Below are 22051 nucleotides of genomic sequence, written 5' to 3' on the forward strand. Positions count from 1 at the left end.
TCGACGAGCGGTCATAAAAAAGCCCCGCTGTTGAGGCGGGGCCGGGTGATTCTGTTACCAGTGGCCATAACCGTGGCCATAGTAGTAACCGCGTGGCGGGCCGTAATAACGCGGCGGGCCGTAGTAAACCGGCGCCGGGGCGTAGATGACCGGTTGTTGCACGTAAACAGGTGCAGGTTGGTAATAAACCGGTGGCGGCGGTTGTTGCACGTAAACCGGCGCCGGCTGGTAAACCGGTTGAGGTTGTACATAGACCGGCCGATTGGCGTTAATCAGGGCCGAACCGACCATGGCCGTACCAATTATCGCGCCAAAGACCGCTGGACCTTCCCAGCAGTTACCACAACCACCGCCATGGGCTTGTGCCTGTCCTGCGACAGCGAGTGCGCCGATCAGCAAGGCAACTGTGGGGATTTTACGGATCATGATAATTCCTCGGTTCTTCGACCCGGCGCTTGCGTCTGCAATAGACTCAAGGATTGTCGCGGGGATACCTCTAAGACAGCGTTTTTTCGAAAATCAGCACAGTAGATAGGTAAATTTTGTGTAAGGTCTTTACCGGATTTCTGACGGGCCCGCGCTATCGCGCGCAGCCGGTACAGTAATGATCGAACAGACCCGATGGAATGGCTAACCCCGTCCATCTGAAAGTGCTATTGAAGGAGAAAGTTTCATGCAGATGAACCCCAACCGAGACACACAACTGTGCATGTCCCTGTCAGCGCGCCCCGGTAACTTCGGCCTGCGGTTTCACAATCATCTGTATGAACAGCTTGGCCTTAACTTCTACTACAAGGCCTTCAGCAGCCAGGATTTGCCTGGTGCCGTGGGGGGGATTCGCGCCTTGGGTATTCGAGGCTGCGGCGTGTCGATGCCGTTCAAGGAGGCGTGCATCGCATTGGTGGATGAACTGGACGCCTCGGCGGCGGCCATTCAATCGATCAACACCATCGTCAATACTGATGGCCATTTAAAGGCCTATAACACCGATTACCTTGCCGTCGAGCAACTGCTTAACACCCATGAAGTCCCCAAGGATTCGACCTTTGCCCTGCGCGGCAGCGGCGGCATGGCCAAGGCAGTGGCCAGCGCGTTGCGCGACGGCGGCTACAAAAACGGCTTGATCGTCGCCCGTAATGAGCGCGCCGGGCGTGCATTGGCTGAGGCGCTGGGCTATCAGTGGCAAGCGGACCTGGGCGCCCAGCGACCACAAATGCTGATCAACGTTACACCGATCGGCATGACGGGCGGTCCGGAGGCCGATCAACTGGCGTTCGATACTGCAGCTATAGTCGCTGCCGAGACTGTCTTCGATGTGGTGGCGATCCCCTCGGAAACACCGCTGATCGTCCGGGCGCGCGCTGAAGGCAAGCGGGTGATTACCGGGTTGGAGGTCGTCGCGATCCAGGCCTTGGAGCAATTCGTGCTGTACACCGGTGTTCGGCCGACGGATGAACAGTTTCACAAAGCCGTGGAATTTGCCCGCAGCTAGGAGGAGTCCCATGCATCCGCGCATTCTCAACCTGAACCAGGTCGATCTTGAACCGTTGCCCGAAGCCTTGGCGCCTACGGGCGACACGGCCGGACGCTATCAGCAGCGAATGGCCCGCGTCGGTCAGCAACTGGGCGCGCAAAAGCTTGGGTATCGGTTATATGTGCTGGAACCGGGTATGCGAGGCAGTCCGTTTCACAGTCATCGCGTCAACGAGGAGATGTTTTACATCGTGGCCGGGGCAGGGGAGATCCGTCTTGGGGCAGAGCGTTTCCCGATTCGGGCAGGTGACGTGATTGCCTGCCCGCCGGGTGGCCCGGAAACGGCGCATCAGATTATCAACACCAGCAACGCTGGATTGCGTTATCTGGCGGTGAGCACCCAGCAATCGCCGGAGATCTGCGAGTACCCGGATTCCGGTAAATACGCGGTGATGGATGATTTCAAGGTGGATGCCGAGGGTAATGCATCAGGCTTTGTCGCCATCGCCCGGCCGGGCGACGGAGTGGATTATTGGGAAGGTGAGTAGCTACAGGCGCCATCGTTTCAATGTGGAAGTGAGCCTGCTCGCGATGGCGGAGTGTCAGTCAACATCAAATTTGGATGTGCTGGCCTCATCGTCGGAATGCCGCCTGGAGCCGGCTCCCACAGTTGTAGAGGTGTGGACTGGTTATTCGAGGCGTGCCAGGCGTTCTTCCAGCGCTGCAATGCGCGCTTCAAGCTCTTCGATGCGCTCAATCGAAACGCCGCTTCCCGTGCCGCGCTCCGCCGGGTTCTGGCGTGCCGCCAGGATAGTCTCGATATCCGCCGGATCACCCAGCGCATGCATATACCGGTCCTCGCGCTGCCCGGCTTGTCGCGGGATCAACAACGCCAAACCCCGAGCAATCAAACGCTCCAGTTGATGAACCACCTGTTCGGCGTCCTCAAATTCATGCATGCGCCCGCTGCGGGTCAGCAATTCGTTTACCGTTTGCGGGCCGCGCAAAAACAACAGCCCGGTCAGTATCACCTGCGCGGGCACCAGCTCCAGAGCCTTGTCGACTTTGTGTTCCCAGCGATCCGCGCGGCTGCCCATCACCAGTTTGGTGAAGCCGCGTCCTTCCAGTGCCCGCAGGCTCTGGCCGACCTGGCCTTGAGTCAGGTTCATCACCGGTTCGCGGCTGGTTTTCTGGTTGCAGGCGATCACCAGGGCGTTAAGGGTCAGCGGATAGGTTTCCGGGCTGGTGGCCTGCTTTTCGATCAGCGAGCCCAAAATGCGGATTTCCGTGCTGTTAAGCCGCGGCTCGTCGAAGGTCGTCTCTTGCTCAGTGCTCATGGTGGCGCATCCTTACCCGGTTCATGTTTTTCACTTGCGTGAATGCACTTTAGTTTGGCGAGCGCCAATGGCAACAGAATTCGTTGTGCCCCGAAGTTGGCGATGACGAAATCCCAATGAAATATTAACGACATTTTTACAAACTCACGGGCACCGTATGCGTGCCCGCGCGACCTCGTGCGTGTACCCGTGCAAGTCGCTGTGGCCGTTGGGCTGCATCGTTCCGAACATTTGACCCCTGCATCGAGTCACTCGGTGTACGCCACCTTTATTCGCCTCCGATAACTGAAAATCAAAAAGGGCGAGAGAGACTCCATGAGCCAAGACATTTTTGTATCCGTACTGATTCCCGCCAAAAACGAAGCCAACAACCTCAAGCCCCTGCTTGAGGAAATTCGCGTGGCCTTGGCTGACGAGCCCTACGAAATCATCGTCGTCGACGATGGCAGCACCGATGCCACCCTGCATGAACTGCGGCAGATCCGGAACAACGGCCTGAGCGCTTTGCGCATCCTGCACCATGAGCGCTCGCTGGGGCAGAGCACGTCGCTCTACCATGCAGCGCTCGAGGCGCGCGGACACTGGTTGGCGACCCTCGATGGCGACGGGCAAAACGATCCGGCGGACATACCCGGCATGCTGGCGCTGGTGCGCGGTAACCCGGGGGCGGGCGACGTGCAATTGGTGGCCGGGCACCGGGTCAATCGCCGCGATACCGCGAGCAAACGTTGGGCTTCGCGTTTCGCCAATGGTCTGCGCCGCCGCTTGCTCAAGGACTCCACCCCGGATACCGGTTGCGGCTTGAAACTGATCGAGCGCGCCGCATTCTTGCGTCTGCCGTACTTCGATCACATGCATCGTTTTATTCCGGCGCTGATCCAGCGTCATAACGGCCGAATGATCGTCCATCCGGTCAACCACCGCCCGCGCACAGCGGGGGTGTCCAAGTACGGCAATCTCGACCGCGCCCTGGTAGGCATCCTCGACCTGGTCGGGGTGTGGTGGCTGATCAAGCGCACGCGTCTGAACACCCATGCGCAGGAGATCGAAGGATGAATTTTTCTCGCGAAGCCTTGTGGCTGGGGATCGGTTTTGTCGGCCAGATCGCCTTTACCGGCCGCTTTATCCTGCAGTGGTTGTACAGCGAATACAAAAAACGCAGCGTGATCCCGGTGAGTTTCTGGTACCTGAGTATCGTCGGCAGCACGCTTTTGCTCGCGTACGCCATTTACCGGGAAGACCCGGTATTCATCGTCGGCCAGGCCTTTGGCTCTATTGTTTATTTTCGCAACTTGCAACTGATCGCTAAAAGCAAAAACCTAAAGGAGTAGGTCATGCGCGGATCGTTATCGACCCGAAACATCACGATGTTGGCGGCGGTCGCCATCGCGCTGCTGTTTTTCTGGGGATTGGGCAGCGTACCGTTTCTCAGCGTCAACGAAGCACGCCGCGCCGTCACCGTGCGTGAAATGCACGAAGCCGGGAGCTGGCTGCTGCCGTACATGAACGGCGATTTGTACCTGTCCAAACCGCCGTTTTTCTATTGGGCCGGCCTGGTATCGACGGCCGTGCTGGGCAATGTGTCCGAGTGGAGCGTACGCCTGCCTTCGGCGGTGGCGGCGATTTTGTGCTGCCTCGGTACGTATTGGTACGGCGTCCGACAAGCCGGGCGTCAGGTCGGCTTGTTCGCGGTGGTGTTTCTGGCCGCGAACGGCGCCTTCAGCCTGTTCGCCCGCCGCTCGGAAATCGAGATGCTGCTGACCCTGCTGTGTTTCGGCGCGTTGCTGGCGGCGTGGCAGTTCATCTTCCAGCAGGGCCGGGTGCTGTGGAGCCGGCTCAGCTACCTCCTTTTAGGCTGTGCGCTGCTGACCAAAGGGCCGGTTTGCCTGCTGTGGGTGACGGCGCCGATTCTGACTTACGCCTTGATCTACCGTGATGCACGGGCCAAAGCCTACCTGTGTGACGGTTGGGGCTGGCTGATGGCCGTGGTGCTGGGCAGTTCATGGTATGTGGCGGTGTCGTTGAGTCAGGGTTGGGGGATCTGGGCGTCGATCATCAGCGAAGACATTGTGAGGAAGATCGACGGGCAGGGCGCCGAGGCCTGGTACGCCTATCTGTTGTATCTGGCCGGTGATTTCTTCCCGTTCTGGCTGATTGTGTTTGTACAGCCACGCACGTTTTGGGCAATGATCCGATCGCGCCGCGAGGCGGCCATGCTGCTGTGTTGCACGTTGCTGCCGCTGCTGGTCTTTTCCATGTTCACCGAAAAACACGGCAAGTACCTGTTGCCGGTTTACCCGTCCATGGCCTTGCTGCTGGCCATGCACTGGACGGCAGTGCTCGAAGACATGAAGGGGCGCTGGCGAACCTGTCTGGCCACGGTTCCCTATGTGATGTTGGCCGGGTTTGTGGTGTTTTATGCGTTTATCGAAGCGCGCGTGTTGTCTCACCGCGTCGGCGGTCTGGAACAGGTCGCCACACTGGCCGCCGGGCAGCCGGGTCAGAAGGCCTACAGCGTTGGTGAGCCGGATATCCGCCTGGTTTATTACATGGGCCGACCGGTTGCGCCGCTGACGCTTGAGCAGTTGCAAGATGATAAGCGCCCGGCTGGGCTGCTGTTCCTGCAAGAGCCTCTCGATCCGCAATTGCAGAACCTGGCGTCGTGCAAAGTCGGTGAAGTCGACTCCTATCTGAAACCGCACCGCGGCGCGCTGCTCGTGCGCATGGGTGGGGACTGCCACTGAAAAAAGACCCGTCGCAGGAGGGGCGAGCATGGCTATAATCGGCCGACGTTTTCCCCTCCTGTCACCACACGAGACTGCCATGACCATTTCCCTCTACGACGCTTCTGTCCCTGTTTTCAAGCAAATGCTCACCGCCCTGAGTGACGTGCTGAAAAAAGCCGAAGCGCACGCTACCGAAAAGAACATCGACCCGAACGCGTTCCTGCAAGCCCGCCTGTACCCGGACATGTTCCCGCTGGTGCGCCAAGTGCAGATCGCCGTTGATTTCGCCAAAGGCGTTTCCTCGCGTCTGGCCGAAGTTGAATTGCCGAAGTACGAAGACACTGAAACCACCTTCGCCGAGCTGCAAGCGCTGCTGACCAAGGTTCTGGCTTACATCGCCGAGATCAAGCCAGAGCAGATCAATGGCAAGGAAGGCATCGAAATCGTTACCCGTCCGGGCACGCCTAAAGAGAAGCGCTTCAGTGGCCAGGCTTACCTGCTGAGCTACGGCCTGCCGCAGTTCTTCTTCCACGTCACCACTGCGTACGCACTGCTGCGTCACAACGGTGTGGAAGTGGGCAAGCGCGACTTCATGGGCGCGTTCTAAACCGTCCGGGTACAAAAAAGCCCCCGCAGCCTGAGGTTGTGGGGGCTTTTTTATAAGTACGCATTCCTCACCAACACCACAATCCCCTGTGGGAGCGAGCCTGCTCGCGAAAGCGGTGTATCAGTCAACGGTTACATTGAGGCTGACGGCCCCTTCGCGAGCAGGCTCGCTCCCACAGGTTTTGCGGTGTTGGTCAGGCCAGGCGTTCTGCTTTCTGTTCTTCACCCAGGCAAGCCGCCGCGGTGAACAGCACATCGGTGGAGGAGTTCAGCGCCGTTTCCGCCGAGTCCTGCAACACCCCAATGATGAAACCGACCGCTACGACCTGCATGGCAATCTCGCTCGGGATGCCAAACAGGCTGCACGCCAGTGGAATCAGCAACAACGAACCACCCGCCACACCCGAAGCACCGCAGGCGCAGATCGCCGCGACGACGCTCAGCAGAATCGCGGTTGGAATGTCCACGGCGATGCCCAGGGTATGCACCGCCGCCAGGGTCAGCACGGTGATAGTGATTGCTGCGCCGGCCATGTTGATGGTCGCGCCCAGCGGGATCGACACCGAGTAGGTATCTTCATGCAGGCCCAGGCGCTTGCTCAACTCCAGGTTCACCGGAATGTTTGCCGCCGAACTGCGGGTGAAGAACGCAGTAATGCCGCTCTCGCGCAAGCAGGTCAGCACCAGCGGATACGGGTTGCGGCGCAGCTTCCAGAACACGATGACCGGGTTCATCACCAGTGCCACGAACAGCATGCAACCGAGCAGCACCGCCAGTAAATGCGCGTAGCCGATCAAGGCGCCGAAGCCAGAGGTGGCGAGGGTCGAGGCCACCAGGCCAAAGATCCCCAGCGGTGCAAAGCGAATCACCAGCCGCACGATCACAGTGACGCCGTTGGACAGGTCGCCCAGCACTTCACGGGTGGTGTCGCCGGCATGGCGAATGGCGATGCCCATACCGATGGCCCAGGCCAGGATGCCGATGAAGTTGGCGTTCATCAACGCGCTGACCGGGTTATCGACCACGCTCAGCAGCAGGCTTTGCAGCACTTCGCCGATACCGCCCGGCGCAGTGACCGCGACGTCGTGGGTGGCGAGTACCAGGCTCGACGGGAATATCATGCTGGCCACCACCGCGACCACCGCCGCGGCAAACGTCCCCAGTAAATACAAAAACAGAATCGGTCGGATATGGGTTTCCTGACCATGCTTATGGTTGGCGATCGACGCCATGACCAGCACGAACACCAGAATCGGCGCGACGGCTTTCAGTGCCGAGACGAACACCTTGCCGATGAAGGCGCAGGATTTGGCCACGTCCGGCGCGAACAGCGCCAGGGCAATCCCAGCGATCAGGCCGATGATGATTTGCGTGACCAGACTCAAGCGTTTCAGGCATTGCAATAGCGAAGGGGAGGAAGCGGTCATAAAACGGCATCTCTGTTTTTAAGTGCGGGGTATCGCGACATCAATGCCAATCAATGGCCGATGAATAAGGTGTGCGTATTGCAGGGCGCGGATTTTATCACAGCGTCGGACCGATCTTTCGGGCCTGTGACGATCTGTCACCTGTGCAAACAACGAGATAAACAGGTTCGTGCAACCCGGTTTGGAAACACTCTGTTAAGATTCGCCATCCTCATTTTCAAATCTGCCAGTGGGCCTTCGGGCTATTCGCTGGTGTTGTCGTTTTCTGGAGTTGTGCATGCTGTTGCCCATTCTTCTGTTGTCTGCCGCCGGTTTCACGGTGCTGACCACGGAGTTCGTCATCGTCGGCCTGTTGCCGGCGATTGCCCGTGACCTTGACGTCAGCATCCCGCAAGCGGGTTTGCTGGTGACCTTGTTCGCTTTTACTGTCGCGGCCTTCGGGCCGTTCCTGACCGCGTACTTCGCTCGGTTTGAGCGGCGCAAGCTGTTCATCTCGGTGCTGATCATGTTCGGTCTGGCCAACACCCTTGCGGCGTTTGCGCCCAATATCTGGGTGATGGCGTTTGCCCGGTTGATTCCCGCACTCGGCTTGCCGGTGTTCTGGGCATTGGCCAGTGAAACGGCGGTGGACATTGTCGGCCCCGACTACGCGGGGCGCGCCATTGCCAAGATCGGCTTCGGCATTGTCTGCGCCACGGTGTTCGGTATTCCGGTGGGCACGCTGATTTCCGACGCGTTCGGCTGGCGCAGCGCCTTCGGCATTCTGGCGGTGATCGCCTTTGCCAAAGCCTTGTTGCTGTTTATCTACCTGCCGAAAACCAACCTGCACCAGCATCAGGTGAGTTTTCGTTCGCAATTCAAGATCCTGCGCAGCCCGTTGATGGTCGGTCATGTGCTGCTATCGATTGTGGTCTTCAGCGGCATGTTTACTGCTTACACCTACCTGGCGGACATTCTTGAACGCCTGGCCGGTTTCGACGGCACGGTGGTCGGCTGGTGCCTGATGGGCTTTGGCGCGGTCGGGCTAATCGGTAACTCGCTGGGTGGCCGCGCGGTGGATCGTCATCCGCTGATTGCGTCGGTGATGTTCTGCGCGTTCATGATTGCCGGCCTGGTGGCGCTGGTGCCGAACATTCACTCACCCCTTGGTCTGGCGGCAGCGATGGGCATCTGGGGCGTGACGCAGGCAGCGTTATTCCTGGTCAGCCATGTGCGACTGATGAAGGCGGCGCCCGAGGCGCCGGCATTCGCTGCATCGTTGAACATCGCCGGGGCCAACCTCGGCATCGGTCTGGGCGCCATGGTCGGTGGACGGGTGATTGACAACTTCGGTCTGCAAGGCCTTGGGTTCGCGGCTGCCGCTTTTATCCTCGCCTCGATTCTGCTGGCGATTGCGCTGATGACCTTCAAGCCGCGTGAAGTCTGCGCTTGACGCTCACAGTTCGGTGAACAACTGACGTCGGGCACCTTCGGTAATGGCGACAATGCCGGGGTGCTTGACCTTGCGCTCCACTGAAATGGCGTAGAACGATTCAGTCACGGCGTCAGTCTGGCCAATCACCTCGACGCCATATTGACGTTTCACTTCGTCGGCAATCACGCTCGGGCCGATGAAGATCCCGCTGCCGGACTGACCAAACGCCTGCATCAACGCACTGTCGTCGAACTCGCCGACAATGCGCGGCTGGATCTGCTGCTCGGCGAACCAACGCTGCAAGCGATTGCGCACCACGGTTTCCGGCCCCGGAATCAACAGCGGTGCGCCGTTCAGGCTGCGGGGGAAATCCAGGCCATAGCGCGCGGCCAATTCAGCCGTGGCAAAGAAGCTGATTCCGCATTCCCCGAGTTTCTGGCTATAGCCCTTGATGTCCAAGTGCGAGGGCATCGGGCTGTCGGAAATCACCATGTCCAGACGCTGGATCGCCAGGTCAGCGAGCAACCGTTCGAGTTTGTCTTCGCGACAGGTGATGCGCAGGGGCTCGCTCAATTCCATCGTCGGCGCGATCAACCGATAAACGATGGACTTGGGCACGACGTCCGCGACACCCACCCGAAACTGAATCTGCTGCTCATTGGGCTGCGCTCGCAGCATCAATTCCAGTTCGCCCCCCAGCTGAAACATCTGCTCGGCGTAGGGCAGGGCCTGACGGCCCGCCTCGGTGAGTTCAAGTTGCCGGCCCACCCGTCGAAACAATTCGATGCCGTAGGTTTGCTCGAGCAGGGAAATCTGCCCGCTGATGGTCTGCGGTGTCAGGTTCAACTGCTCGCAGGCACGCACGATGCTGCCGGTTTTGGCCACCACCCAGAAATAATGCAATTGCCGATAGTTGAGCATGACGGTCTACAGTTCGTAAAAACCGAAGTATAACCGCTAAAAATACGAATTTTCCTGAAGTGTTTGCCTCCCTAGAATGCGTCGCTATCAACGGGCCATGGTTTTGGTGCCGTTTGTTCTAACGAGGGAAGCATCATGAAGTTCAAAACCACAGCAGTGCTGTTCGCGTCTTTACTGGTATTGGCCGGTTGCGACCAGGCCGAAAAAAGTGCTCAGCAACTGATGGGCAAGGCTGCGGAAAGCGCTAAACAGGCAATTGACGACACCCACAAAGCTGCCGAACAAGCACTCAGCGATGCCACCGGCGGCCTGATCAGCAAGAAAGAATCAGCGGGCGAAGACAAAGACAAAACCGAAGCTACGTCCCAGGAAATCTAACGTCTAATACGAGTCAGGATTGACCCATGGAATACCTTTTAGAACTTGCTGCAAGCCCTACCGCCTGGGTCGCCCTGGCCACGTTGATTGTCATGGAGATCGTGCTTGGCATCGATAACCTGATCTTCATCTCGATCCTGACCAATAAACTGCCCGAGCAACATCGGCAGAAGGCCCGCCGCATTGGTATCGGCATGGCGCTGATCCTGCGTCTGGGTCTGCTGAGCACCATAGCGTTTATCGTCCAGTTGACGGCGCCTGTGATCGAAATCCTCGGCCATGCGTTCTCCTGGAAGGACATGATCCTGATTGCTGGCGGCCTGTTCCTGTTGTGGAAAGCCACCACCGAGATCCATCACAGCATGGACCCGGCACCGGAAGATCCGAAGTCGGCGACGTCGACCGTGACCCTGGGCTTTGCCGCTGCTATCGGGCAGATCCTGATGCTGGACATGGTGTTCTCCATTGACAGCATCATCACTGCGGTCGGCATGACCGAGCATTTGCCGATCATGATCATCGCGGTGGTGGTGTCGGTATTGGTGATGTTGCTGGCGGCTGATCCGTTAGCCAAGTTCATCAACGACAACCCGACGGTGGTAATGCTGGCGCTGGGCTTCCTGATCATGATCGGCATGACGCTGATCGCCGAAGGCTTCGGCGCCCACGTACCGAAAGGCTACGTCTATGCGGCCATGGCGTTCTCGGCAACGATCGAGTGCTTGAACATGATGTCGCGTCGGGCCCGGCAGAAGCGCATTGGCGCTGAAGCTTGATTGGCGATAAATGAAAAGGCCGCCTGAATACGAACGTGTTCAGGCGGCCTTTTTTTGAAAACTGAAATGGCTATTCAGTGCGCGGTGGCGTGGTGTTCAGCCGGTTTTTCGTTTTCGGCCACAGCCGTTGATTGAATCGGGTGATGATAGTGTCGCCGGGTAATGCGCAGGACTCCCCATAACATGGCAGCGGCGACGGCCAGCCAGCCAGAAATCAACATCACGATCGTCATTGTCAGGCTCATCGTGCCTCCTCTTTGCCCTGCATCGGGCACACACGTTTTGCAATTACCAGTCTAGCCGGTGCTCTGTGTCAGGCAATTGACCAAAGGTCGTCTGTCACTAACCAGTTCGCTCTATCGAAAGCATGTAACTGCCGGTTAAGGCTATACCGCCGTCGCGCGGCGTCTTATGATCGACGGCCAAGCCGGGAGTCTGTTACCTGGCGTCTGAACAAGAGCGTGAACATGGAGCGGGTATTGTCTCGAATTCGAACGGCGGCGCTGATTGTTGGCTGCGTTGCCGGGTTGGCAGGTTGCGCCGGGAGCGTTGCGCCTGAAATCCAGCGTCTGCCGGAGCGGGTGGAACTTAGCGGTACGTTCTACCGCGGGCAAGCCTATCAAAGCGGACCCCAAGTGCTGGCCAGCATGTTGGCGCAACAGGGCATCGTGATTACCCCGGGCCTGCTCGAAAAACCGCTGCATTTGCCGGGCGCCGAAGGCAAGTTGCAGCAGAATATGCAGGATCTGGCCCGCGAATACGGGATGGTGGTTTACCCCCTCGACAGCACTTTGCCAGCGCTGCTGACTCAGGTCGCCGCCGGCTATCCGGTGATGCTGCGTTTTACCGAAGGCACACTCTGGTCTGAGCCGCGCTACGCCATTCTCGCCGGTTACAACCGTAAGAAGCAGACCGTGCTGCTTCGCGCGGGGATGGATCGTCGGAATATGATGAGCTTCAGCTCGTTTGAGTCCTCGTTCAAGGGCGCTGGCGGCTGGGCCGTGCTGATCCAGAAGCCGAATCAGATTCCGGCCAATGTCGATCAGCAGCGTTGGCTCAAGGCGGCGAATGATCTGGGTCAGGCTGGTCAGGAGCAAGCGGCCACGCGGGCCAAGAAGGCCCTGACCGCGCAGTAAACGTCCGTTCGTCATTCTGCATGGCACTGCCGTGCGCACTCGCTCTCTAAAGGAAAGTGCCCGGATTTGTCCGGGCCGCTCCCAAGGAGGCTCCCATGGCACATTCCATTACCCCCGAGGGCCCGCACTCGTCCGAGCATTCTTCGGGCGATGAGTTGGGGTTCGATCCCGATTCGCCGGACCTCGCTGATCCTCAGGTCGATCCCATCGGCCCCGCCAAGGCGCCAAGGGACGTGAAACCGGGCGACAACCCAAAGGCGCCAGCGAAGCCTTATGACCCCCTCGCTGATCTGAAACCCTGAGCCTGATGAGGTGCGTATGTCTACCGATTCGAGTTTTGATGACAAGCGTCCGGACAGTGTTCCGACAACCCCTGAAGAGGACCTGGACCCGGTGATGGATCCGGACAGTCCGCTGCGCGATCCTTTGGCCAGACCGGTGGTGGTGCCGACGCAGCATCCCAGAGGCATGCGGGACCCGAGCACTGGGGACGGTATTCCGGATGACGATCAGATGCCGCTGCCCAACGACTGACATCCGCCCAATAAAAAGCCCCGAAAGTTCGGGGCTTTGGTGGGCGCGTTTGTCTATTTGGAGGCTTCAATCACCCCAGGCTGACGGCTTTTGAGGTTCTTGTCAGATTTGTACTGCAAGGCGACCGAAGGCACGTCTGCGCCCCCCTTGCCAGATTCTACCCAGTTACGAATACGGGTAGCGTCGGCAAAGTGGGTGTACTTGCCGTAGGCATCCAGGATGACCAGCGCAACCTGGCGATTACCCATGCTCGTGACCAGCACCAGGCAGTGACCTGCATCGTTGGTAAAGCCGGTTTTCGTCAGTTGGATGTCCCAACTCTGATTGCGGATCAAATGGTCGGTATTGCGGAACGCCAGGTTGTAATTGGGCTTGCGGAACGACACGATTTTTTCTTTGGTAGTACTCAGCTCGGTCAATAGCGGCTGTTTATGCGCAGCGACCAGCAGTTTGCTCAGGTCACGGGCAGTGGACACGTTTCGCGGGGAGAGACCGGTTGGCTCAACAAAGTGGGTGTTGGTCATACCCAGCGCCTTGGCCTTGGCGTTCATCGCGGCGATGAAGGCCGCATAGCCACCGGGATAATGGTGGGCCAGGCTCGCCGCTGCGCGATTTTCCGAAGACATCAGCGCAATCAGCAGCATTTCCCGGCGGGGCATTTCGCTGTTGAGTTTGACCCTGGAGAACACACCCTTCATTTCCGGGGTGTCACTGATGTTGATGTTGATGTATTCGTCCATGTTCTGCCGGGCTTCAACCACGACCAGGCCAGTCATCAGTTTGCTGACAGACGCAATCGGTACCACCACGTCAGGGTTGCTGGCGTAGATGATTTTGTTGGTCTGCATATCCATGACTAATGAGCTGCCCGAAGCGAGCTTGAGATGTGTCGTATCTCGAGGCGCGGCGGTGGTATCGCCAGCGCTGGCGATCGGCGTGATGAAAGTCCCTGTAACTGCAAAAAATAGGCTCAGGATGGATAGACGGATTTTCACGCTGGCAGACTCATTATGTGTTGTTAAGCCGTTTTGTAACGGGCTATTTCGTAAAAAGCGCGACATTCTGGAGTATGGCTGAATAACTGTCGATGGTTGTTCCAGGAAGTAATGAAAGTCTTCTGGAATATGAAAAAAAAGTCATTTTCCAGCGGGTGCTCGTACTTTTTTCAGGCAAAAAGAACCCCGCCGAGGGGCGGGGTTGTTCAATTTGTTGTTTGCGTCTGCTTTAGCGCTTAGCTGTGCAGGGTTTCCGCTGCGTACAACGTGTTTTCCAACAGGCAGGCGCGGGTCATCGGGCCGACGCCACCCGGTACTGGTGTGATCCAGCCGGCGCGGGGCAGGGCGGTTTCGTAAATCACGTCGCCGACGAGTTTGCCATCGTCCTGGCGGTTGATGCCGACGTCGATCACGATTGCGCCTTCCTTGATCCATTCACCCTTGACCAGGCCGGGCTTGCCAGCGGCAACCACTACCAGATCGGCACGACCTACGTGGCCAGCCAGGTCCTTGGTGAAGCGATGGGTGACGGTCACGGTGCAGCCGGCCAACAGCAATTCCATCGCCATCGGGCGGCCAACGATGTTGGACGCGCCCACAACCACTGCATCCATCCCGTAAAGATCGACACCGGTGCTTTCCAGTAAGGTCATGATGCCTTTTGGAGTGCATGGACGCAGCAGGGGAATGCGCTGGGCCAGACGACCGACGTTGTAAGGATGGAAGCCGTCGACGTCTTTGTCCGGACGGATGCGCTCCAGCAATTTAGAGGCGTCCAGGTGTTCAGGTAAAGGAAGCTGAAGCAGAACGCCGTCGATTGCCGGGTCGTCGTTCAGGCGATCGATCAGATCGGTCAGCGTTTCTTGAGTGGTTTCGGAAGGCAGGTCGTAAGCTTGGGATATAAAGCCGACCTCTTCACAGTCTTTACGCTTGTGCGAGACATAAACCTGAGAGGCGGGATCGCTGCCGACCAGGATCACTGCGAGGCCGGGTGTGCGCAAGCCTTGCTCGCGACGCTCGGCGACTCGTTTGGCGATCTGCTGGCGCAGGCTGGCGGCGATCGATTTGCCGTCGATTAGTTGTGCAGTCATTGCGCGTGATTAACCATCGAGAGGGGAAAAAAAGAGAACGCATTCTCGCATGTCATGAGGTGAGGGCAAAGGCGCTTGGTCTGCAAATTCCCCTAACTCCTTTAATTAAATGAATTTTTTATAAAAAGGATTTGACGACCTTCAGGGGGCTCTATACTATTCGTCGCACTTGTCGGGCACAGCCTAGCACTGGTTAGAAGGTCAAGCAGGATTACGGTTCTGCAAGGCTGGAAAGCACTTAGTTTGTAGTCCTCCAAGAGTACAAATTAAAAAGGCGCCCGTAGCTCAGCTGGATAGAGCATCCGCCTTCTAAGCGGATGGTCGCAGGTTCGAGTCCTGCCGGGTGCGCCATTAGGCAGCTTTGGCACAAGTAGCGCAATATGGTGGGCGTAGCTCAGTTGGTAGAGCACGGGATTGTGACTCCCGTTGTCGAGGGTTCGATCCCCTTCGTCCACCCCATATTTCGAAAGGCGCCAGATTAACAGTCTGGCGCCTTTGCTTTAAAGGCTTCAACGCGGATGTGGTGGAATTGGTAGACACACTGGATTTAGGTTCCAGCGCCGCGAGGCGTAAGAGTTCGAGTCTCTTCATCCGCACCAAATAAGCTTCACTCGTGCCGATTGGCGTGGTTGGGGTTCACAAAGAGGTTGTTTGGCTTCTTTGACAGGCAATATGGTGGGCGTAGCTCAGTTGGTAGAGCACGGGATTGTGACTCCCGTTGTCGAGGGTTCGATCCCCTTCGTCCACCCCATATTTCGAGAGGCGCCAGATTTAACAGTCTGGCGCCTTTTTTGTTTCAGCGGTTCGAGTGATTGGCGGCTGCAGGTTTTGGGTCGCTGGGGCAGGGCGTTTCGTCGTATTTATGTTTCTCGATGATGCCGCGCTGCCCGCCGGCCTTGCTCGCAAGATCGGCTGTCAGGGAGATGATTGGCAATCGCTTCTATATAGAAGGGTTGGCGCAGGGCCCTGGCGTGATTGGCTGTATTTGCCATCGGGGCGAGGTGCATTCGTGCATTCGCATCTATAAATTGCCTGCTGCGTTTTTACCCGTTTTCAGTAGGGTGACTTCTTGAGTTTGACCCACTAGAATGCATGCCCTTGATTCTGGGGTCGGAAACGGCCGGCTAACGTCTGTGCAACGAGGAATATCCATGCAAGTTTCTGTTGAAAATACTACTGCTCTTGAGCGCCGCATGAGCGTCACCGTGCCGGCTGAGCGCATCGAGAGCCAGGTCAACAAGCGTCTGCAGCAGACCGCCCAAAAGGCCAAGATTGCTGGCTTCCGTCCAGGCAAAGTGCCAATGAGCGAAATCAAGCGCCGTTTCGGTGCCGATGCTCGTCAGGAAGCTGTAGGCGACGTGATCCAGTCCTCCTTCTACGAAGCTGTGGTTGAGCAGAAGCTGAACCCGGCTGGTTCGCCTTCGATCGAGCCTAAATCCCTGGAAGCTGGCAAGGATCTGGAATACGTCGCAGTTTTCGAAGTGTTCCCTGAGTTCACCGTTGCCGGTTTCGAAGGTATCACTGTAGAGCGCCTGAGCGCTGACGTGGCTGATGCCGATCTGGACAAAATGCTGGACATCCTGCGCAAGCAGAACACCCGTTTCGAGGTGGCCGATCGCGCTGCCCAGAACGAAGACCAACTGAACATCGATTTCGTCGGCAAGGTTGACGGTGAAGTGTTCGCTGGTGGTTCCGCCAAGGGCACTCAGCTGGTGCTGGGTTCCGGCCGCATGATCCCTGGCTTCGAAGACGGTCTGGTTGGCGCTAAAGCCGGCGAAGAGCGTGTTCTGAACCTGACCTTCCCGGCTGACTATCAGAACCTCGATCTGGCCGGCAAAACTGCCGAGTTCACCGTTACCGTGAACACTGTTTCCGAGCCAAAGCTGCCAGAGCTGAATGAAGAGTTCTTTGCTCAATTCGGCATCAAGGAAACTGGTCTGGAAGGCTTCCGCACCGAAGTTCGCAAGAACATGGAGCGCGAACTGCGTCAGGCGATCAAATCCAAGGTCAAGAATCAGGTAATGGACGGTCTGCTGGCCACCAACCCGATCGAAGTGCCTAAGGCTCTGCTGTCCAACGAAATTGATCGTCTGCGCGTGCAGGCTGTTCAGCAGTTCGGCGGCAACATCAAGCCTGACCAACTGCCGGCCGAGCTGTTCGAAGAACAAGCCAAGCGCCGCGTTGTGCTGGGTCTGATCGTGGCTGAAGTGGTCAAGCAATTCGACCTCAAGCCTGACGAAACCCGCGTTCGTGAAATGATTCAGGAAATGGCTTCGGCCTACCAAGAGCCTGAGCAGGTTGTGTCCTGGTACTACAAGAACGACCAGCAGCTGAACGAAGTCCGTTCGGTTGTGCTGGAAGAACAAGTTGTGGATACTGTTCTGCAGAAAGCTAGTGTGACCGACAAATCGGTCTCTTACGAAGAAGCAGTCAAGCCGGTAGAAGCTCCAAAAGCCGACTGATCGTTTTTGCGCTAAGAAGTAATCACCATAAGCCAGCCTTCGTGCTGGCTTATGCGTATTCAAGACATAACTATTTGGGAGTGACTGCAGAGCATGTTCCGTAATTCGTATATTCAGCAGAACTCAGATATCCAGGCCGCAGGCGGCCTGGTCCCGATGGTTGTCGAGCAATCTGCTCGTGGCGAGCGCGCCTATGACATCTACTCGCGCCTTCTCAAGGAACGAGTGATTTTTCTGGTTGGTCCGGTAGAGGACTACATGGCCAACCTGATCTGCGCGCAACTGCTGTTCCTTGAAGCGGAAAACCCGGACAAGGACATCCATCTCTACATCAACTCGCCGGGCGGTTCGGTGACAGCGGGCATGTCGATCTACGACACCATGCAGTTCATCAAGCCAAACGTGTCGACCACCTGTATCGGTCAAGCGTGCAGCATGGGTGCGTTTCTGTTGACCGCCGGTGCCCAGGGCAAGCGTTACTGCCTGCCGAACTCGCGTGTGATGATTCACCAGCCACTGGGCGGTTTCCAGGGCCAGGCCTCGGATATCGAAATCCATGCCAAGGAAATCCTCTTCATCCGTGAGCGTCTCAACACGCTGATGGCCAAGCATAGCGGGCGCACTCTTGAAGAAATCGAGCGCGACACCAACCGCGACAATTTCATGAGTGCAGAAGCTGCGCGTGAGTACGGGTTGATCGATGAAGTGATCAGCCAGCGCCCGGCTTAAAAAATAAGCAGCTCAAAATAGGGTTGGTCGGCTTGTCTGATCACCGGCGGGCTTGAAAAAGCCCGCAATAGCCTTCATCTTGTGTTGCAAGCCTATCGGATTTGGATCGAACGAATGACTGACACCCGCAACGGCGAGGACAACGGCAAGCTGCTCTATTGCTCCTTCTGTGGCAAAAGCCAGCATGAAGTACGCAAATTGATTGCCGGCCCCTCGGTCTTTATCTGCGACGAGTGCGTCGACCTGTGCAATGACATCATCCGTGAGGAGGTGCAGGAAGCCCAGGCCGAAAGCAGCGCGCATAAATTGCCTTCGCCTAAAGAAATCAGCGGCATCCTTGATCAATACGTGATTGGTCAGGAGCGTGCGAAAAAGGTTCTGGCAGTAGCGGTGTACAACCACTACAAGCGCCTGAACCAGCGTGACAAAAAGAATGACGACGTCGAACTCGGCAAGAGCAACATCTTGCTGATCGGCCCGACAGGCTCGGGTAAAACCCTGCTTGCCGAAACACTGGCCCGCTTGTTGAACGTTCCGTTCACCATTGCCGACGCAACCACCCTCACCGAGGCGGGTTATGTAGGTGAAGATGTCGAGAACATCATTCAGAAGCTGCTTCAGAAGTGCGACTACGACGTAGAAAAAGCCCAGATGGGCATTGTCTACATCGATGAGATTGACAAGATCTCGCGCAAGTCTGACAACCCGTCGATCACCCGGGACGTTTCCGGTGAAGGCGTGCAGCAGGCGCTGCTCAAGTTGATCGAAGGCACGGTCGCTTCCGTTCCACCTCAAGGTGGTCGTAAACATCCGCAGCAGGAATTCCTTCAGGTCGACACCCGTAACATCCTGTTCATCTGCGGTGGTGCGTTCTCCGGTCTGGAAAAGGTTATTCAAAACCGTTCCACCAAGGGTGGCATTGGTTTCAACGCGGAAGTACGCAGCAAGGAAGAAGGCAAGAAAGTCGGTGAGTCCCTGCGTGAAGTCGAGCCTGACGATCTGGTCAAGTTCGGTCTGATCCCGGAATTTGTTGGTCGTCTGCCGGTACTTGCGACGCTGGACGAGCTTGATGAAGCTGCACTGATGCAGATTCTCACCGAGCCGAAAAATGCTCTGACCAAGCAATATGCCAAGTTGTTCGAGATGGAAGGCGTGGACCTGGAATTCCGGGCCGACGCACTGAAATCGGTCGCCAAACGTGCTCTGGAACGCAAGACCGGTGCCCGTGGACTGCGTTCGATTCTCGAAGGCGTGTTGCTCGACACTATGTATGAAATTCCCTCGCAGTCCGAGGTGAGTAAAGTGGTGATCGACGAAAGCGTTATAGAAGGCAAGTCCAAGCCACTGTATATCTACGAAAACAGTGAGCCTGCTGCCAAGGCAGCGCCAGACGCCTAAGCGTCACGCAGCTGGAACAAAGAAGGGGCCTTCGGGCCCCTTTGCTTTTACTGCCTTTTATCCCTGTCTTTACGCTTGTTTTTTTTGAAGGCAGCCCCCATCTTGGTTTCAAGCTTACTTCCATCTGTTTACGGCCTTATGGCCGCCGTAGAGGCGAAATCATGAAGACAACCATCGAATTGCCTCTCCTGCCATTGCGTGATGTTGTGGTTTATCCGCACATGGTTATCCCGCTGTTCGTGGGGCGCGAGAAATCCATCGAAGCCCTCGAGGCTGCGATGTCGGGCGACAAGCAGATTCTTCTGCTGGCTCAGAGAAACCCTGCTGACGACGATCCCGGTGAAGATGCACTTTATCGCGTAGGTACTATTGCGACCGTTCTGCAGCTGCTCAAGCTGCCTGATGGCACGGTCAAGGTTTTGGTCGAAGGCGAGCAGCGAGGCGCCGTGGAGCGCTTCAGCGAAGTGGATGGCCACTGCCGTGCCGAAGTCTCGTTGATTGACGAAGTCGACGCGCCTGAGCGCGAGTCGGAAGTGTTTGTGCGTAGCCTGCTGGCTCAGTTCGAACAATATGTGCAGTTGGGCAAAAAAGTCCCGGCTGAAGTCCTGTCGTCGCTCAACAGCATCGACGAGCCGGGCCGCCTGGTCGACACCATGGCCGCGCACATGGCCCTGAAGATCGAGCAGAAGCAGGAAATCCTCGAAATCATCGATTTGTCGGCCCGGGTCGAGCACGTTCTGGCGCTGCTGGATGCCGAAATCGACCTGCTGCAAGTTGAAAAACGCATTCGCGGTCGCGTCAAAAAACAAATGGAGCGCAGTCAGCGCGAGTACTACCTGAATGAGCAGATGAAGGCCATTCAGAAGGAGCTCGGCGACAGCGAAGAAGGCCACAACGAAATCGAAGAGCTGAAAAAGCGCATCGATGCCGCCGGTCTGCCAAAAGATGCCTTGGCCAAAGCCCAGGGCGAATTGAACAAGCTAAAGCAAATGTCGCCAATGTCCGCGGAAGCGACCGTGGTGCGTTCGTACATCGACTGGCTGGTTCAGGTGCCGTGGAAGGCCCAGAGCAAAGTGCGTCTGGACCTTGCGCGTGCCGAAGACATACTCGATGCAGACCACTATGGTCTGGAAGAAGTCAAAGAACGGATCCTCGAATACCTCGCCGTGCAAAAACGCGTGAAGAAAATTCGTGGCCCGGTGTTGTGCCTGGTCGGTCCTCCGGGCGTGGGTAAAACCTCGCTGGCAGAGTCGATTGCTCACGCCACCAACCGCAAATTCGTGCGTATGGCCCTCGGTGGCGTGCGTGACGAAGCTGAAATTCGTGGTCATCGCCGTACTTACATCGGTTCGATGCCAGGAAGATTGATTCAAAAGATGACAAAGGTGGGCGTCCGCAATCCGCTGTTCCTGCTCGATGAAATCGACAAAATGGGCAGCGACATGCGTGGCGATCCGGCGTCGGCGTTGCTGGAAGTGCTCGACCCTGAGCAAAACCACAACTTCAACGATCACTACCTGGAAGTCGATTACGACCTGTCCGATGTGATGTTCCTGTGCACCTCAAACTCCATGAACATCCCGCCGGCCTTGCTGGACCGGATGGAAGTGATTCGCCTGCCGGGTTACACCGAAGACGAGAAAATCAACATCGCCGTCAAATACCTCTCGCCCAAGCAGATTACTGCCAACGGCTTGAAGAAGGGCGAGCTGGAATTCGATGCTGACGCGATCCGCGACATCATCCGCTACTACACCCGTGAAGCCGGTGTGCGTGGGCTGGAACGCCAGATTGCCAAGGTGTGTCGCAAGGCGGTCAAAGAGCATGCGCTGGAAAAACGCTTCTCGGTGAAAGTCACTGCCGAGATGCTTGAGCACTTCCTGGGCGTACGTAAATTCCGCTACGGCCTGGCCGAATCGCAGGACCAGATCGGTCAGGTGACCGGGCTGGCCTGGACGCAAGTGGGCGGCGAATTGCTGACCATCGAAGCCGCTGTCGTACCGGGTAAAGGCCAGTTGATCAAGACTGGTTCCCTGGGTGATGTGATGGTCGAATCGATCACCGCAGCGCTGACCGTTGTCCGCAGCCGTGCCAAGAGTCTGGGGATTCCTCTGGACTTCCACGAGAAGCGCGACACGCATATCCATATGCCGGAAGGGGCGACCCCGAAGGACGGCCCTAGCGCCGGTGTAGGCATGTGCACGGCCCTGGTGTCGGCATTGACCGGGATTCCGGTGCGTGCGGACGTCGCCATGACGGGTGAAATCACGTTGCGTGGTCAGGTGTTGGCGATTGGTGGCTTGAAAGAAAAACTGCTCGCGGCTCACCGTGGCGGAATCAAGACCGTGATCATTCCTGAAGAGAACGTACGCGATCTCAAAGAAATTCCTGACAATATCAAGCAAGATCTGCAGATTAAACCGGTTAAATGGATTGACGAGGTCCTGCAAATTGCGCTGCAATACGCGCCGGAGCCCTTGCCTGATGTGGTTCCAGAGATCGTTGCAAAGGATGAAAAACGCGAGTCTGACTCTAAGGAAAGAATTAGCACGCATTAGTACGCATTTGCCTGGGGGGCTTCCTTGACAGTTTTTTAGAGCCCTTGTTATAAAGCGGCTCTTAAGTGTCTGTAGGCCATTCAGCACACA

Annotated in this window: 22 protein-coding genes, 4 tRNA genes and 1 pseudogene; 20 read left to right on the forward strand and 7 right to left on the reverse strand. The window is 57.3% G+C overall.

What is annotated here, in order from left to right:
* Window positions 1-54: 54 nt before the first annotated feature.
* Entirely contained in the window at window positions 55-426 is a 372-nt protein-coding gene (locus tag AC3ISI_RS09330; protein WP_489336590.1) for a hypothetical protein, read from the reverse strand.
* A 247-nt stretch (window positions 427-673) separates the two neighbouring features.
* Between AC3ISI_RS09330 and AC3ISI_RS09335 the strand changes: the two genes are divergently transcribed.
* Window positions 674-1492 (forward strand): shikimate 5-dehydrogenase, encoded by an 819-nt coding sequence (locus AC3ISI_RS09335; RefSeq protein WP_489336592.1) that lies wholly within the window; start codon window positions 674-676, stop codon window positions 1490-1492.
* A 10-nt stretch (window positions 1493-1502) separates the two neighbouring features.
* The gene (locus AC3ISI_RS09340) at window positions 1503-2021 is read left to right on the forward strand and encodes a cupin domain-containing protein (protein ID WP_489336593.1); all 519 of its coding nucleotides are present in this window, start codon (window positions 1503-1505) and stop codon (window positions 2019-2021) included.
* 141 nt (window positions 2022-2162) lie between these two features.
* On the opposite strand, the gene AC3ISI_RS09345 is transcribed toward AC3ISI_RS09340, so the two are convergent.
* Window positions 2163-2810, reverse strand: coding sequence for a YceH family protein (locus AC3ISI_RS09345; RefSeq protein WP_489336594.1), 648 nt, complete (start codon window positions 2808-2810; stop codon window positions 2163-2165).
* 315 nt (window positions 2811-3125) lie between these two features.
* Between AC3ISI_RS09345 and AC3ISI_RS09350 the strand changes: the two genes are divergently transcribed.
* The 4 genes from AC3ISI_RS09350 (at window position 3126) to AC3ISI_RS09365 (ending at window position 6143) form a co-directional block, all read left to right on the forward strand.
* Window positions 3126-3866, forward strand: coding sequence for a glycosyltransferase family 2 protein (locus tag AC3ISI_RS09350; protein ID WP_489336595.1), 741 nt, complete (start codon window positions 3126-3128; stop codon window positions 3864-3866).
* Window positions 3863-4141 carry a lipid-A-disaccharide synthase N-terminal domain-containing protein gene (locus tag AC3ISI_RS09355; RefSeq protein ID WP_489336596.1) on the forward strand — a complete coding sequence of 93 codons (279 nt, stop codon included), beginning with the start codon at window positions 3863-3865 and terminating at the stop codon, window positions 4139-4141. Before AC3ISI_RS09350 ends, AC3ISI_RS09355 begins: the two co-directional genes overlap by 4 nt.
* A gap of 3 nt (window positions 4142-4144) precedes the next feature.
* On the forward strand, window positions 4145-5554 hold the full coding sequence (locus AC3ISI_RS09360; protein ID WP_489336597.1) for an ArnT family glycosyltransferase: 1410 nt from the start codon (window positions 4145-4147) through the stop codon (window positions 5552-5554).
* Window positions 5555-5633: 79 nt separating this feature from the next.
* Window positions 5634-6143 (forward strand): DUF1993 domain-containing protein, encoded by a 510-nt coding sequence (locus AC3ISI_RS09365; protein WP_489336598.1) that lies wholly within the window; start codon window positions 5634-5636, stop codon window positions 6141-6143.
* A 193-nt stretch (window positions 6144-6336) separates the two neighbouring features.
* On the opposite strand, the gene sstT is transcribed toward AC3ISI_RS09365, so the two are convergent.
* A complete protein-coding gene (gene sstT / locus AC3ISI_RS09370) occupies window positions 6337-7569 on the reverse strand; it encodes a serine/threonine transporter SstT (RefSeq protein ID WP_489336600.1) in 1233 nt (410 codons plus the stop codon).
* A gap of 277 nt (window positions 7570-7846) precedes the next feature.
* On the opposite strand from sstT, the gene AC3ISI_RS09375 reads away from it, so the two are divergent.
* Window positions 7847-9001 carry an MFS transporter gene (locus AC3ISI_RS09375; protein WP_489336601.1) on the forward strand — a complete coding sequence of 385 codons (1155 nt, stop codon included), beginning with the start codon at window positions 7847-7849 and terminating at the stop codon, window positions 8999-9001.
* A gap of 3 nt (window positions 9002-9004) precedes the next feature.
* Here the strand turns inward: AC3ISI_RS09375 and nhaR are convergent, their stop codons facing one another.
* The gene (gene nhaR / locus AC3ISI_RS09380) at window positions 9005-9904 is read right to left on the reverse strand and encodes a transcriptional activator NhaR (RefSeq protein WP_489336602.1); all 900 of its coding nucleotides are present in this window, start codon (window positions 9902-9904) and stop codon (window positions 9005-9007) included.
* A gap of 135 nt (window positions 9905-10039) precedes the next feature.
* On the opposite strand from nhaR, the gene AC3ISI_RS09385 reads away from it, so the two are divergent.
* Both AC3ISI_RS09385 and AC3ISI_RS09390 read left to right on the forward strand, forming a co-directional pair.
* On the forward strand, window positions 10040-10282 hold the full coding sequence (locus AC3ISI_RS09385) for a hypothetical protein (RefSeq protein ID WP_489336603.1): 243 nt from the start codon (window positions 10040-10042) through the stop codon (window positions 10280-10282).
* Window positions 10283-10308: 26 nt separating this feature from the next.
* Window positions 10309-11058 carry a TerC family protein gene (locus AC3ISI_RS09390; protein WP_489336604.1) on the forward strand — a complete coding sequence of 250 codons (750 nt, stop codon included), beginning with the start codon at window positions 10309-10311 and terminating at the stop codon, window positions 11056-11058.
* 74 nt (window positions 11059-11132) lie between these two features.
* Here AC3ISI_RS09390 and AC3ISI_RS09395 read toward each other — a convergent pair whose 3' ends face one another.
* Window positions 11133-11303 (reverse strand): hypothetical protein, encoded by a 171-nt coding sequence (locus tag AC3ISI_RS09395; protein ID WP_489336605.1) that lies wholly within the window; start codon window positions 11301-11303, stop codon window positions 11133-11135.
* Window positions 11304-11469: 166 nt separating this feature from the next.
* Here AC3ISI_RS09395 and AC3ISI_RS09400 point away from each other — a divergent pair.
* The 3 genes and pseudogenes from AC3ISI_RS09400 to AC3ISI_RS09410 all read left to right on the forward strand — a co-directional run bounded on the left by AC3ISI_RS09400 (window position 11470) and on the right by AC3ISI_RS09410 (window position 12728).
* Window positions 11470-12194, forward strand: a pseudogene (locus tag AC3ISI_RS09400) (cysteine peptidase family C39 domain-containing protein).
* Between the two features lie 95 nt (window positions 12195-12289).
* The gene (locus AC3ISI_RS09405; RefSeq protein WP_489336607.1) at window positions 12290-12496 is read left to right on the forward strand and encodes a DUF6021 family protein; all 207 of its coding nucleotides are present in this window, start codon (window positions 12290-12292) and stop codon (window positions 12494-12496) included.
* A gap of 16 nt (window positions 12497-12512) precedes the next feature.
* A complete protein-coding gene (locus AC3ISI_RS09410) occupies window positions 12513-12728 on the forward strand; it encodes a hypothetical protein (protein WP_489336608.1) in 216 nt (71 codons plus the stop codon).
* 53 nt (window positions 12729-12781) lie between these two features.
* Here the strand turns inward: AC3ISI_RS09410 and pbpG are convergent, their stop codons facing one another.
* Together pbpG and folD are read right to left on the reverse strand one after the other, a co-directional pair.
* A complete protein-coding gene (pbpG, locus tag AC3ISI_RS09415; protein ID WP_489336609.1) occupies window positions 12782-13723 on the reverse strand; it encodes a D-alanyl-D-alanine endopeptidase in 942 nt (313 codons plus the stop codon).
* A 236-nt stretch (window positions 13724-13959) separates the two neighbouring features.
* Window positions 13960-14814 carry a bifunctional methylenetetrahydrofolate dehydrogenase/methenyltetrahydrofolate cyclohydrolase FolD gene (gene folD, locus AC3ISI_RS09420; RefSeq protein WP_489336610.1) on the reverse strand — a complete coding sequence of 285 codons (855 nt, stop codon included), beginning with the start codon at window positions 14812-14814 and terminating at the stop codon, window positions 13960-13962.
* 274 nt (window positions 14815-15088) lie between these two features.
* On the opposite strand from folD, the gene AC3ISI_RS09425 reads away from it, so the two are divergent.
* From AC3ISI_RS09425 to lon, 8 genes are all read left to right on the forward strand, one after another.
* Window positions 15089-15165, forward strand: a tRNA-Arg gene (locus tag AC3ISI_RS09425).
* A 32-nt stretch (window positions 15166-15197) separates the two neighbouring features.
* Window positions 15198-15273 (forward strand) — tRNA-His (locus AC3ISI_RS09430).
* Between the two features lie 55 nt (window positions 15274-15328).
* Window positions 15329-15413 (forward strand) — tRNA-Leu (locus tag AC3ISI_RS09435).
* A 76-nt stretch (window positions 15414-15489) separates the two neighbouring features.
* Window positions 15490-15565 (forward strand) — tRNA-His (locus tag AC3ISI_RS09440).
* Window positions 15566-15965: 400 nt separating this feature from the next.
* The gene (gene tig / locus AC3ISI_RS09445) at window positions 15966-17276 is read left to right on the forward strand and encodes a trigger factor (RefSeq protein ID WP_489336611.1); all 1311 of its coding nucleotides are present in this window, start codon (window positions 15966-15968) and stop codon (window positions 17274-17276) included.
* Between the two features lie 93 nt (window positions 17277-17369).
* Complete coding sequence (gene clpP / locus AC3ISI_RS09450; protein ID WP_007970761.1) at window positions 17370-18005, forward strand: ATP-dependent Clp endopeptidase proteolytic subunit ClpP; 636 nt, start codon at window positions 17370-17372, stop codon at window positions 18003-18005.
* 114 nt (window positions 18006-18119) lie between these two features.
* Entirely contained in the window at window positions 18120-19403 is a 1284-nt protein-coding gene (clpX, locus tag AC3ISI_RS09455; RefSeq protein ID WP_007946893.1) for an ATP-dependent Clp protease ATP-binding subunit ClpX, read from the forward strand.
* Between the two features lie 161 nt (window positions 19404-19564).
* Window positions 19565-21961, forward strand: a complete 2397-nt coding sequence (gene lon, locus AC3ISI_RS09460) for an endopeptidase La (protein WP_489336612.1) — start codon at window positions 19565-19567, stop codon at window positions 21959-21961.
* Window positions 21962-22051 lie beyond the last annotated feature (90 nt).

The sequence above is a fragment of the Pseudomonas sp. GL_139_B genome (genome assembly GCF_057834475.1).

Coding starts and splice junctions, on each gene's coding strand:
- AC3ISI_RS09330 (WP_489336590.1), bottom strand. CDS start 426: ATGATCCGTAAAATCCCCACAGTTGCCTTGCTGATCGGCGCACTCGCT.
- AC3ISI_RS09335 (WP_489336592.1), top strand. CDS start 674: ATGCAGATGAACCCCAACCGAGACACACAACTGTGCATGTCCCTGTCA.
- AC3ISI_RS09340 (WP_489336593.1), top strand. CDS start 1,503: ATGCATCCGCGCATTCTCAACCTGAACCAGGTCGATCTTGAACCGTTG.
- AC3ISI_RS09345 (WP_489336594.1), bottom strand. CDS start 2,810: ATGAGCACTGAGCAAGAGACGACCTTCGACGAGCCGCGGCTTAACAGC.
- AC3ISI_RS09350 (WP_489336595.1), top strand. CDS start 3,126: ATGAGCCAAGACATTTTTGTATCCGTACTGATTCCCGCCAAAAACGAA.
- AC3ISI_RS09355 (WP_489336596.1), top strand. CDS start 3,863: ATGAATTTTTCTCGCGAAGCCTTGTGGCTGGGGATCGGTTTTGTCGGC.
- AC3ISI_RS09360 (WP_489336597.1), top strand. CDS start 4,145: ATGCGCGGATCGTTATCGACCCGAAACATCACGATGTTGGCGGCGGTC.
- AC3ISI_RS09365 (WP_489336598.1), top strand. CDS start 5,634: ATGACCATTTCCCTCTACGACGCTTCTGTCCCTGTTTTCAAGCAAATG.
- sstT (WP_489336600.1), bottom strand. CDS start 7,569: ATGACCGCTTCCTCCCCTTCGCTATTGCAATGCCTGAAACGCTTGAGT.
- AC3ISI_RS09375 (WP_489336601.1), top strand. CDS start 7,847: ATGCTGTTGCCCATTCTTCTGTTGTCTGCCGCCGGTTTCACGGTGCTG.
- nhaR (WP_489336602.1), bottom strand. CDS start 9,904: ATGCTCAACTATCGGCAATTGCATTATTTCTGGGTGGTGGCCAAAACC.
- AC3ISI_RS09385 (WP_489336603.1), top strand. CDS start 10,040: ATGAAGTTCAAAACCACAGCAGTGCTGTTCGCGTCTTTACTGGTATTG.
- AC3ISI_RS09390 (WP_489336604.1), top strand. CDS start 10,309: ATGGAATACCTTTTAGAACTTGCTGCAAGCCCTACCGCCTGGGTCGCC.
- AC3ISI_RS09395 (WP_489336605.1), bottom strand. CDS start 11,303: ATGAGCCTGACAATGACGATCGTGATGTTGATTTCTGGCTGGCTGGCC.
- AC3ISI_RS09405 (WP_489336607.1), top strand. CDS start 12,290: ATGGCACATTCCATTACCCCCGAGGGCCCGCACTCGTCCGAGCATTCT.
- AC3ISI_RS09410 (WP_489336608.1), top strand. CDS start 12,513: ATGTCTACCGATTCGAGTTTTGATGACAAGCGTCCGGACAGTGTTCCG.
- folD (WP_489336610.1), bottom strand. CDS start 14,814: ATGACTGCACAACTAATCGACGGCAAATCGATCGCCGCCAGCCTGCGC.
- tig (WP_489336611.1), top strand. CDS start 15,966: ATGCAAGTTTCTGTTGAAAATACTACTGCTCTTGAGCGCCGCATGAGC.
- clpP (WP_007970761.1), top strand. CDS start 17,370: ATGTTCCGTAATTCGTATATTCAGCAGAACTCAGATATCCAGGCCGCA.
- clpX (WP_007946893.1), top strand. CDS start 18,120: ATGACTGACACCCGCAACGGCGAGGACAACGGCAAGCTGCTCTATTGC.
- lon (WP_489336612.1), top strand. CDS start 19,565: ATGAAGACAACCATCGAATTGCCTCTCCTGCCATTGCGTGATGTTGTG.